Raw genomic sequence first — 11,356 nt, forward strand, 5'->3', positions numbered from 1 at the left:
CTAAGATGACAAAGTTCATGTAATATCATATAATCAATAATGTCATAAGGCGCTTTTAGTAGGTCTATACTAAGATGTATCGCTCCATCTATAGTTATACTACCCCATCTGCTTCTAAGCATTTTGAGTTTAAATTTTTGTGGTGTTACCCCTAACTCTTTAGAGTATAATTCCATTCTTCTTTCTATGAATGGAATAGCTACATTTACTAACCATTCTTCATATAACAACTTGATCCTTTTCTTTGAATACTTGAACTTATTAATATGGACTAAAAATTCTCCATTCACAAAGTTAATCTTTTCATCTGTCTCTTGGTTACTTATGATATGAAGTGGATAATTCTTTCCTAAATAAGGCAGGGTTGAACCATGTTGAAAGGTTGGTTTGATAATTTGTGAATTGTTCACCTTATATTCTAACTGCTTCTTCAGGATCCAATCAACCTTTTTTTTAATTATATCGTGCACTTCAGATGTTGTTTTATGAAATGGTGTTCGTACTACAACACTATTTGCGTCAACAATAATTTCAGAGGTCTTGATACGTTTGCTCTTAATGATAGAATATTCAATAGTTTTTGTGCCATAATGAAGTTGCAGTTTAGGACTGGGTATCATGTTATCTTATCAAAGAGTTCGTCTTGCTAATTCGATAATTTTTGGAATGAGTTCATTTATCTTGTCTTCTTGGAAACCATTCTTGCTTAATACATCATAAATACTCACGCTGATTCTTTTCTCAGATCCTTTTTTTGTCTTCCAACCTACTATGTTAGTCTCTTCCTCAATGTTGTTAAATATTGTTTTTGTAGTTTCTTTGGCTGATATTTCAGCGTCCTCTATATCTTTAGATTGCAACTCCTCAAAAAGCGCAAACTCAAACTGATTTGAAAAACCAAGTTTCTTGCGTTCCTTATCCTGATCAAGTGCTTCATTATAAATTTGAGCCATTTCGTTAAAATAGCTAGCATCATCTTTTCTGCGCTTTTCCTCCTGCTGTATAATTTTCTCCAATCGTTCCCTCAGTTTTTCGTAATAAGCGGGATTTGTTGGAGCTAATTCGCTTATGATCTGCCTAGCCTTATTCTTGATTAGAGCAGTTCTTGCCTTGTCCGTTTTGAATTTGGCGGCATATCCAAGAAAATTATCATATGTTACTTCTCTCTGTTCCATGACTCCTTCAATATGTAGAGATCTCACATATTCATCGATCAATTCCTGAACCTTCTTGCCGTCAAGTTTCAAGCTATGACCAGGAGGTTCATACAAATTTCTAATTAGCATCCTTTTCTCACTCAAGTATTTGAAATCATTCTTGTATGGTTCAGCTTCCTTTCTTGGAAGAATTACATCCAAAGCTTTTGAAAACATCTTGAAGGCATATTCAAATTCCTCTCTCACACTCGCTGATTCAAACTTCTCAACTATTGCTGTGTCATCATTTTTATCCTGTATGTCTGCAAAGAAGGACATAGCTTCTATATGCCTATTTTTAAGTTCCTCCAATTCTTTTTCTAATGGTTCTAATGCTCCTTGGACATCTTGCTCTTCAAATATAGCTAGAGCTTTCTGAAGATTCCTAGTTATACCACAATAGTCAACTATTAATCCGTAGGTTTTTGCTGTATCATACAATCTATTCACTCTTGCTATTGCCTGAAGCAGAGTGTGTTCTTTGAGAGGCTTGTCTAGATACAAAACTTGAACTATGGGAACATCATAGCCTACAAGAAGCATATCTACAACGATTAGGATTTTGGTATCATCTTCAGGACTTTTGAATTTATCAGCCTCATCCTCACGTTGTTGTGGTGTTAAATAAAATTCATCCCAACTTGTTCCGTCCTTACCTTTTTCTCCAAGATTCGATGTCATAATTATTTTTGAGCGTGGGGCATTTAGTCTATCTAGCTCTCTCTTGTACGTTACAGCAGCTTCTCTAGAAACTGCAACCACCATTGCCTTGTATCCATTGGGCTGGATATGCTTTGTAAAATGATTAACCAAATCAATACATATCTTTCTTATCCTGGCTTCTGCTTCACCAATTTTTTCTTTTGTTACATATTCTTTTTTAAGTCTCTGTTTAGTCTCCTCATCCAGATTAACAAAAACTCTCTCAAAAACTTGGTCTATAGTCTCATCTCCTTCTATGAATAAGTCTGGCATTCTGCCTTCATACACTATCTTTAATGTTGCTCCATCTTCCTTAGATTCTTCGAAGGAGTATTTGTCAAGTAAAGGACCAAAAACCTGATAGGTACTTCGATTCTTTTTGTCAATAGGGGTACCAGTAAAAGCAAAAAATACAGCATTTGGCATAGCTTTCCTCATTGCTGCAGCATTCCACTTGTACTGTGTCCTATGTGCTTCATCCACAAGAGCAATTACTTTTTCTTCTGTATGGATCTGGCTTTCTTCAGAGCCAAACTTTTGTATTGTAGTCATAATTGTTTTCCCCCTAGGATTACTTAGAAGTTCTTCAAGATGTATTCTTGTTTTTGCCCGTATAGGATCTGGAAATCCGCATGTTTTAAACGTTCCTTCTATTTGTTCGTCCAGTTGTTTTCTGTCTGTGACTATTACAATTGGAGGATTACTAAATCTGTACATCAGCTGAGTAGCAAGCCACAACATGGAAAGAGACTTTCCTGACCCTTGGGTATGCCATATTATCCCTCCTTTTTGTGCAATATCCTTATCGCTTAGATCGAGTCTGTCTACTGCTTTACTTACTACTCTATACTGCTGATGTTTTGCAATCTTTTTGATTTTCTTGTTATTTTCAGTTTCATAGATTACATAATTCTTTAGAAGGTCCAAAATGTGCGATTTTGAAAGCATGCCCGCAATCAAAATCTCTTGCTCCCTTGGTTTGAAATTACACATCTTTTGGATATCTTCTTCTTTTAGAGGATAGGCCTCAGACCATCTAGAATAATGATTTATTCTCGCTCCTATGGTGCCATGTCTAGCCTGCATTCCACTAGTTGCGATTAGGAAATGATTGTAAAACATAAGTCTCTCATATCCAGCACCTCTGCTTTGATATCTTTCAAAATTAGTTTCAACAGCTTCCTGAATAGGATCTTTGATGTAAGGGGATTTACATTCAATTATTACAAGAGGAATACCGTTTACAAAAATAATAATATCAGGAAATATTGGCTGCTTTAAACCAAAAAGCTGAAATTGATTTGTGACTAGAAAATTATTGTTCTCGATATTGTCAAAATCAAAAAACCTTACTGTTCTCTCTTCGTTGCCTGCACCAAGGTTCTGAGTAACAGTAATAGGCTCTAGACCGCCAGACCTTGAAAGGCCAATTAGCTTTGCCCTAATCTTTTCATTAGTATCCATTATATCGTAGGTATAAGGGAAATTGGATTCATTTATCTTTGATAATGCATCATAAACTCCGTCTTCGTCAAATTCTGGATTGAGTTTTTCAATTGCGGCTTTTAGTCTGTCATAAAGGAGCACTTCACGAAAGTCTTTCCTTTCTTTGTTTAAATCTGTCTGGTTTTTGTATTCATAACCTAATTGTTTTAGAAGTAGTATTGCAGGTTCCTCTGATTTCTCATATTCCTCTTTTCTAGTTGGTGCATAAATATCAGTATTCAAACTTTAACCCTAATTTTCCCAGTTAGGAGTTTTTGCATTATACCTATTTTGAGGTTGTCGATTAACAGCTTGTAGGATTGACGCTTTTGTATGCAGTTATCAATATTTGAAATAATAGTTATAATTTTTTGCTGTTCCCTAATTGGCGGTAGGGCGAATTCTAAATTGTTGATATCGTCTTGATTTATAGAGGATTGACCTATTGCATGTTTTACTACAGGATGGATCTGATCATAATATTTTTTCGAAATAAGAAAATAAGATAAAAAATAAGGATTGCATTTTTCGTTCAGGGTCCTTAGTCTTATAATCATGCTATCAAAGACAACGGATCCTAAATCATGATCTACTATACCAGCTTTAGCTACTAGATCCGCACTATTCACTCTGTTAATCAATATATCTCCAATGTGTAGATTATAATCAAGCTCCTCTTTTTTAGTGACCTCCAGCAAAGGTGCTCCTACAGTGTCAACTTTTCCATCATTGATATTGAACATTCTAATATTGGGCGTTCCATGCCCATGATAATGTGAGCTTTTGTAAATTCCGTTCTTATATGAATGTACCACTTGTCTTAGTTTTGTTACTACCCAACTTTCTGGTATCATTCCAATCGAGGTTGTCTTAAACCTAGTGTGTCCAATTCCTTTTGTCAATAAGCTCTGCATCAAACCTTTCTTGAGCCTTTGAGTTTGCTTGATGACTTGGTCTGTTTTTTGGATTAGTTCATCTACTTTTGAAAGAATGGAGGCGATTTTCTGTTGTTCATGAATGTTGTTTGTAAATGGGAAGGTTCCATTAGCTATGTCTTTGCGGTTAATGGCTTCAAATGTTGTTCCTTGGGAAGTTTTGAGAAATTTTGATTTATAAAACTTAAGCAAGTAAAAGCAATAAATCAGATCTGAATTGACAGGTTCCAATGCAGCTATGCCTCTTCCTATACAACATTCGACATTTGTTATGTTTACTTCACCTACTGGAGCACGTACTGAAAATAAAATCTGATTACTACTAGCAGTCGATCTTGGTTCTGAACACCAAATTCTACTTTTGGGATTTATATTTCCAAAATCTGTTACACCTTGAAAAAAGGGAAGTCCATTCCTTTGATCATTGTATGTTTCTGACGGGGGGGTTTAGAAAGGATTCTAGTTTGGCGTTATGCCAGTCAGCAGGAATTCTTTCAAGTTCAGATTTATTTTCATGAACCTGCATATTCAGACTCTAAATCCCAATTCTTTGAGATTTGCATCCACTTGTATTTCAAGTTCTTGTTTTTCATTCTCCAGTTTTTTTAATTCATCGATTGTTGCTTGAATATCGATTTGGTTCCCAGGTTCTGAAGTTTCTACATACCTTGGAACATTTAGATTAAATTCATTATCCTTTAACACCTCAAAGTTTGCAATATGACAATATCTATCAACGTTTTCATAATTCTTAAATGCAGAAACTATCTTCCCTATATCTGAGTCCCGTAGTTTGTTGCGAACCTTTCCTTCTTCAAAGTCCTTTGCTGCATAAATGAAAATTATCTTATTTTTTTGGTGATTTATTTCTATTCAGAATTAATAAACAACCTGGTATACCTGTTCCGTAGAACAGTTTTGGAGGAAGAGCAATGATTCCTTCAATTATATCCTCTTTAATAATATTTTTGCGAATTGTTTGTTCCTCATTACCTCTAAACAAAACCCCCTGTGAGCAGATAATGGCAGCCTTTCCTTTAACGTTCAGACTTGAAAACATGTGTTGAATAAATGCAAAATCAGCTTTATCTTTCTCAGGCGGTATTCCAAATCTAAATCGATTGTATGGATCTTTAGCTGCCACCTTGTTATCCCAATCCATACTAAAAGGAAAATTAGCTAATACTCTGTCATATGTCTTAAGTTTGCCACCTTCTACTAGCTTTGGATTGCCCAACACATCTCCATACTCTATGTTAAAATCTTCTATTCCATGTAGAACCATATTCATCTTACACATAGCCAAATTGCCGTAGTTGCTTTCCTGGCCTTCTAAAACTAAATCTCTAGGGTTTCCATGATGTAGTTCTACATATTTCCTTGATTCAATTAGCATACCACCAGATCCACAAGTTGGATCACAGATTCTCATTCCCTCTTTGGGTTCTACAAGATTAACCAAAAGTCTGACTACCTCTCTGGGGGTAAAAAATTCACCCCCTTTTTTCTTGGTCTCATCTGCAAACTCCGCCAAAAGATACTCATACGCATCTCCGAAAATATCCTCCTTTTCTAAATCAGAGTTCCTTAATCTAGGTGAATTAAAATGAGAAATTAGCTTTCTAAGTTTATCATCTGGATATTTCCGTTTATCATTATATTTTGTATTAGTCAGAACACCATCCAAATCACGATTTTCCCTTTCAATGATCCTACATACGTCATCAATTAACTGTCCAATATTTTCTGATGCTTTAGAAAGAACCGACCATCTTGCTTCCTTAGGGATAAAGAATTGATGTCTAAATCTATTCTCATATGCCTCTTTTTGACTCTTACCTTCACTGATTAGTTTTTCTGCATTTTCTTCAAACGTATCATTAAGTCTTTTAATAAACAGAATGGTCATCACTGGTTGACGATATTCGCTCGGATCTAATGAACCTCTAAGAATGTCAGCAGCACTCCAAAGATGGGACTTGAGAAACTCAAAAGTTATCTTCTGATTGAATAGCGAATAGTTAATCTGTTCAGAGGGTTTTAATGATTCTCTCTTGGTTTTTCCTAACCTAGATCACCAGGTTCCTAAATCTACTATTAAGTCACTTATTTTTAGGCTTTTTTACAGATAATAGTTGTAGTTAATACTTAAATGAGTTTGTAGAAGTAGGGGCCGTACGAGTCACTAAGAATGTTCTCATATTTTGGCTGTTACATCTAATGCCTGTTCGTAGTGGAAGTTCTTACCGAGAATATTCTTGTAGTCTAAGATTATAATCGCCGTGGTTTGATTTTCTAAATAATAGGTATTGATTTTCTTATAGTCTACACCCCGCTTAGGCGTTGGATATCCCGCTTCCACAAAGTATGATTTTTCTTCCCCTGGCTCTAATAATTGAATTTTCTGTACTTGGCCGGCTGAGGGTTTTTCTTTCAAAGAGATAGTAACATGGATTTGCTGTGCTATCCCCTTACCAATATTTCTAATATTGAATGTTAACCCACCAGTTGAATTCGTACCGCCGAATATGGCGATAAGAGAGGGCAAAATTCGCATATCCGTTTCTACACCAAACTCAATGCTCTTAGGATTTTGATTCGCGATTGGTTCGCTAAGTACAAAATCCAGTGTACTCGAAAGGTCTTGTTCTAGTATTTTCCCACCTGTGGCGGTGTTCTCGTATTCTATTCTTCGAATATGCGATAAATCAAAAGGGAATTTGATTTTATTTTTCTCTTTACGTTGGTAGATAATAATCGTGGGTTTACCGACAGTATGTGAGATCCCTAATTCATACATCACATTGGGGTTTAACCCCGTAATGTCGGCGACTACCACACGGGATTCGCAGATGGCCTTCCAAATGTCCTGCATTATTGCTCTATTCGTTTTATAGTCATCTGCTCTCCTGCATTCCAATCCCTTAGATTTGATAGTAGTCTCAATAATATTCTCATAGATCCTGTCGAGGTCTACCCCAATTGGCATTAACACAAAGGCTAAGCGTTCATTTATGGAGTATTTAGGTGCACCAAATATCGGTTCGAGTACTACCTCCATGCTCCTTTCAGTATCAGAAACTTTCTTCATTGGAGAAACAATTTGCTTATTTTGTTCCTTGATCTCTTCCAAAAATATTTGCAAATTAACTCGACACTTCTCAAGATTACTAAGGTATTTCTTCTGAAAAACATGATCCGGAGTGCCTGCAGTTATAAAAAGTGGTGGATGTGATATATCATAGAATTCCTTATAATAGTCAGAGTTTTCGCCAAATTCAGTTTTAAGAAATCTCAAAACCTTACTTACCCACGCTTCACATTTGGGATTTCTCCAGTCAAGTTGTTTCAATTCAGAAATTTCATTTATTAACTCTTGAAATCTTATTTCGTTAGGCAATACACTAGTAGCCGAAGGAGAAGTGATTCGTTATTAATACCTATTAATTAAGAATAGAATAGATGAATGCCAAGCCCACTAAATACTAACATTAAATACACAATAACCTCCAATTCAGAACATCCAAGGCAAATATATTCCTCTATTCTCATAGAGTCTCCACCTCGCTACATTCTTTGATGTCGAGCAGCCATCATCTTATCCACAGGTCATCTCTGCTACCACAATTTGAAGCAAAGAGGATAAGTTTATTCACTTTTTCCGGATGCATCAATGCAAGTTTGTGAGGTTTAGAATACTATGGAAGACGATTACGTGTTCTTTGGTTTCAGACTCAATGATATATTTAGCCTTTTTATTTTATAATCTAAGTTTAACTATCATGCGGGTTGTATTTAGCAAATATATCAATAATCCTATCTACTTGAGCAAGATTCCTATCAGATCCCGCTAACCTAGCTATTCTGATACATTCTCTGATATTGGTACTTTTAAGCCTATTAAATACAGCGTCAGCAATCATGGTAGCAACATCTCTATCCACTCCTTCCTCCCTATCTAAAATCTCTACAACAATGTTGACAAATTCTTGTTCTGTATACGGCTTGAAATGTATGTCCTTGAACCTGGTTAAAAGTGGAGGTAATAATTTGTCGGTACTGTTACATGAGGCAAAAACCCAAGTCTTTAGTTGTGTCATTCTTTTTTGATTGTGCTTAAGTTCAGATAGAATACCTGATTCCATCAGGTTGAGCAGACTTGTCTGATCTCTTTTATTCATCTTCTCTATTTCGTCTATGATGAAATACCTTGGTCTATATTCAAATAAGTAATCGCATATACCTGATTTTGTAGAGCTGCTCCCAACAGCATAATATGACCTTTCCAGTTTAGTAAGCGAACTCATAAATAATGACTTGGCTGATGCCGGCGGTCCGACTAGAAGCAGATGTACAGGTTTTTCTGCTTTTATGGCCATCTCATATAGTTCTTTTACGTCTTCATAACCAACAATATTATCAAATAGACTAGTCTTTTTTTGTCCCGTTGCTTGTTTGGAATGCTTACTGTCCCTGTTGGCTTGGAGTTTTGAAACCGGTATGTCGATGTCATTATCATCATTTTTTCTCCAACGTCCGAACAATTTCATATCTAGCTAGCTTCCTCCTTTTACTTCAAATAAATAAATGAAGACATCCTTTTTCAAATGGACTTTTCATTACCCTCTTACTTTTGTCCTTCATTTTGTTTCTGTAGAAAAATAGCACCAAAAGTTCAATCACCAAACTAACCTTTCAAAAAACCAATTGCAATGCCCATAGATAGGCTTCCAGCTAATGGAATACCTAAATTTGATAAAGCTGCTGTATGATCACTGCTAAAACCTGGAATCTGCATTGTTGAATTTGCAAGTGTTGATAATGTGTTTTGTGATGCTGTCTGAAGTTTATTCCAGTTTATATTTAATATTTGCTGGTATTGAAGACAAGCCAAACCTGCAAAGAATAATCCGACTACTACCGCAACTAATTTTACCACCTTTTTCAATGCATATCCTATTAAGATTCCTGACAGAAAGCCACCTACGGCCATAGCAACAGGGCTAATATGCTCTATATTCATGGGTTCTCACGCGCGCAATTCCGGTGCTGCATACCAATGGTGTGGTATATGCAAGCTATAAATGTTGTGGCCAGTGTATTGGTATATCCTTATAAATTTGAACCTTCACCATAAGATAGTGACATACTCTACAGCTCAAGGTGAAGTTACAGCTCTTGCTAAGAACGCAAAAGATTCGGCATCATTGAGAACCACGGTTCCAATGTCTATGGTAAGACAATGGCAGTTAAAACCAAGGGATAAATTGCTTTGGAGATGGGAAGTACGAGACAATAAAATGGTTGCTGTAGTAGAAAGGTACGAGAATGAAGAGCAACGAAAACCAAAAAAAAGAGGCACAAAGAAATAATGCCATCTCCGCAAAACCTCTATGGCTAACGCATAAAAGAACTGAATTACTAAAGCTGACATCTTGTTACGTTATTACTTGTTGTTCTTTGTTAAACAAAGATTGTAGATTACACATTAGCATTTCTAATCCCAACAGTTACTCTATTATCATGATATTGTGAGATATTGTGTATGGATACACTGCACCATAGTTTGTTGTTGTCATTTCGTATGAACTGGCCTATCTCCTTGGGGGTAAAACCTTCAGGTTTGCCTATTTCGATTACTTCATCTACCGTTTCGTGTAGGGACCGGAACATAGAAACGCAATTTCTTGTCTTTTCTTGGAGCTTAGCACAAGGCCGTTTCTTGTCGGTGTAAATGTCGGTGGTGTCTAGACTAACTACTGATTGCATATTTACTATCAACGTTTTTCATTGATAGGTGAAATAAGCATCGAAGCTAAGTTTTGCTGCATCGAAGCTAAGTTTTGCTGCGCAGCTGCTAAATTATGGCCTTAAACGGGTAGATGTGAGGTAGGGAATAAGGAAAGCGCGAAAGGGAAGGAGAGGCGAGGTTTAACATAATAAAACCATAAGAGGAATTTTTAGGTGGCATATTTGACCAACCTATAAACACATTGCCAGTATCTATGAGTTTATCAGTAGCAATCTATACATCTATCAGTAGCAACCTATACATTACTTGGTCTACTACCCGCTGAGTAGGCCCGTTTAACAATCTACAGGTTGGCCATTCGTTTATCTTCATTTCGACTCCCGATTCAATGGTCAACTTGTAGTTAATATGTATAACCACTTGTAGGGACTTGCGCTAATGTTTAACAAGGAGTTACTGAGGCAAATCAAAATAGCAGTTAGGAATCCCGCCCATCCCCATGTTGACGATAAGAAAAGGGTTGTCTGTATATTCTACGAGTTATTCAAAGAAGGAAAGTTTGATCTAGCCGAGGTAGAAGGTACCATAAATGAACTTCCTCCAGAGTTCACTGAGGACACAAAACTCGAATTATATCAGTTTGCATTTGTATTTTCCGTGCTTGATGAATGTTAATATCATAATATGGTTGTACTGTAAGTTGGTTGTGCTTAATTATGCAGTCTGGCTGCATCAAACTATGACGGTGGTAAGGTAGTTGTGTTGTTTGGAGGTATTGGTTTCGGTGGCTTTGGAGGTATCGAGCATAGAACGCCAGGGTTATCCTTACATGGCTTGTAGGATGGATAGATTAATGCTCCAGGCGCTATTGGAATAGACGAATTATTCTTGCCAGTATGATTTCCTTGCGTTTGATTTTGACTTTGATTTAGTCCCACCTTGGCTTGTGCTAAAGACATTGGAATAATTGAAGTTGAAAGCATCAAGGCTGCTGCGATTAGGACTATTATAATAATCTCTTTCATTTATCACAAGTCTCCAAATTTTGCTAACACAAGGTTGGCTCTGTTCTAGAACATTATTACCTCTATTCTACTGCTTCCACTGGAAAAGTTGACCAAGTACTAAAAGAGTTTCGTATTAGGTAATGTTTACATACAAACCAGGAGGGGCTAAACGCCTACACTGTATACTATTTCATTCCTTGAATATATCCTCAAATATCTTATCCTTTTCCTGCCCTGGTTTAACGTACCAATCTCTAAGACCGATTAATTCAAGTAATT

General features: G+C 36.3%; 12 protein-coding genes and 1 pseudogene. 2 read left to right on the top strand and 11 right to left on the bottom strand.

Annotated features, from left to right (window positions below; genetic code table 11):
* From DYY65_RS08470 to DYY65_RS08500, 9 genes and pseudogenes are all read right to left on the bottom strand, one after another.
* On the bottom strand, positions 1-620 hold a 620-nt coding region (locus tag DYY65_RS08470; RefSeq protein WP_162477533.1), incomplete at its 3' end, for a M48 family metallopeptidase.
* A gap of 9 nt (positions 621-629) precedes the next feature.
* Positions 630-3,626 (bottom strand): type I restriction endonuclease subunit R, encoded by a 2,997-nt coding sequence (locus DYY65_RS08475; protein WP_162477534.1) that lies wholly within the window; start codon positions 3,624-3,626, stop codon positions 630-632.
* A complete protein-coding gene (locus tag DYY65_RS13035; RefSeq protein ID WP_370519335.1) occupies positions 3,623-4,690 on the bottom strand; it encodes a restriction endonuclease subunit S in 1,068 nt (355 codons plus the stop codon). The genes DYY65_RS08475 and DYY65_RS13035 overlap by 4 nt, the downstream gene beginning before the upstream one ends.
* Positions 4,691-4,846: 156 nt before the next feature.
* A complete protein-coding gene (locus DYY65_RS12510; RefSeq protein ID WP_236561750.1) occupies positions 4,847-5,023 on the bottom strand; it encodes a hypothetical protein in 177 nt (58 codons plus the stop codon).
* A gap of 3 nt (positions 5,024-5,026) precedes the next feature.
* Positions 5,027-5,191 (bottom strand): annotated as a pseudogene (locus tag DYY65_RS13040) (N-6 DNA methylase); the annotation flags it as partial.
* Complete coding sequence (locus DYY65_RS12745) at positions 5,166-6,344, bottom strand: type I restriction-modification system subunit M (RefSeq protein ID WP_370519336.1); 1,179 nt, start codon at positions 6,342-6,344, stop codon at positions 5,166-5,168. The pseudogene DYY65_RS13040 and the gene DYY65_RS12745, both read right to left, overlap by 26 nt.
* A 171-nt stretch (positions 6,345-6,515) precedes the next feature.
* Complete coding sequence (locus tag DYY65_RS08490; RefSeq protein ID WP_162477536.1) at positions 6,516-7,718, bottom strand: hypothetical protein; 1,203 nt, start codon at positions 7,716-7,718, stop codon at positions 6,516-6,518.
* Positions 7,719-8,091: 373 nt separating this feature from the next.
* Entirely contained in the window at positions 8,092-8,868 is a 777-nt protein-coding gene (locus DYY65_RS08495; RefSeq protein ID WP_162477537.1) for an AAA family ATPase, read from the bottom strand.
* A gap of 137 nt (positions 8,869-9,005) precedes the next feature.
* Positions 9,006-9,341 (bottom strand): FUN14 domain-containing protein, encoded by a 336-nt coding sequence (locus DYY65_RS08500; protein ID WP_162477538.1) that lies wholly within the window; start codon positions 9,339-9,341, stop codon positions 9,006-9,008.
* A 118-nt stretch (positions 9,342-9,459) separates the two neighbouring features.
* Here DYY65_RS08500 and DYY65_RS08505 point away from each other — a divergent pair, with 118 nt between their 5' ends.
* Positions 9,460-9,690 (top strand): hypothetical protein, encoded by a 231-nt coding sequence (locus DYY65_RS08505; RefSeq protein WP_236561751.1) that lies wholly within the window; start codon positions 9,460-9,462, stop codon positions 9,688-9,690.
* A 109-nt stretch (positions 9,691-9,799) separates the two neighbouring features.
* Here DYY65_RS08505 and DYY65_RS08510 read toward each other — a convergent pair whose 3' ends face one another.
* Complete coding sequence (locus DYY65_RS08510; protein ID WP_162477540.1) at positions 9,800-10,087, bottom strand: hypothetical protein; 288 nt, start codon at positions 10,085-10,087, stop codon at positions 9,800-9,802.
* Positions 10,088-10,508: 421 nt separating this feature from the next.
* On the opposite strand from DYY65_RS08510, the gene DYY65_RS08515 reads away from it, so the two are divergent.
* On the top strand, positions 10,509-10,745 hold the full coding sequence (locus DYY65_RS08515; RefSeq protein WP_162477541.1) for a hypothetical protein: 237 nt from the start codon (positions 10,509-10,511) through the stop codon (positions 10,743-10,745).
* Between the two features lie 62 nt (positions 10,746-10,807).
* Here DYY65_RS08515 and DYY65_RS08520 read toward each other — a convergent pair whose 3' ends face one another.
* On the bottom strand, positions 10,808-11,095 hold the full coding sequence (locus DYY65_RS08520) for a hypothetical protein (RefSeq protein WP_162477542.1): 288 nt from the start codon (positions 11,093-11,095) through the stop codon (positions 10,808-10,810).
* Positions 11,096-11,356 lie beyond the last annotated feature (261 nt).

The sequence above is a fragment of the Nitrososphaera sp. AFS genome (genome assembly GCF_009898475.1).
GTDB lineage: Archaea > Thermoproteota > Nitrososphaeria > Nitrososphaerales > Nitrososphaeraceae > Nitrosopolaris.

Excerpts from the sequence above, each read along its gene's own strand:
- DYY65_RS08495 (WP_162477537.1), bottom strand. The coding sequence starts at position 8,868 with ATGAAATTGTTCGGACGTTGGAGAAAAAATGATGATAATGACATCGAC.
- DYY65_RS08500 (WP_162477538.1), bottom strand. The coding sequence starts at position 9,341 with ATGAATATAGAGCATATTAGCCCTGTTGCTATGGCCGTAGGTGGCTTT.
- DYY65_RS08510 (WP_162477540.1), bottom strand. The coding sequence starts at position 10,087 with ATGCAATCAGTAGTTAGTCTAGACACCACCGACATTTACACCGACAAG.
- DYY65_RS08515 (WP_162477541.1), top strand. The coding sequence starts at position 10,509 with ATGTTTAACAAGGAGTTACTGAGGCAAATCAAAATAGCAGTTAGGAAT.
- DYY65_RS08520 (WP_162477542.1), bottom strand. The coding sequence starts at position 11,095 with ATGAAAGAGATTATTATAATAGTCCTAATCGCAGCAGCCTTGATGCTT.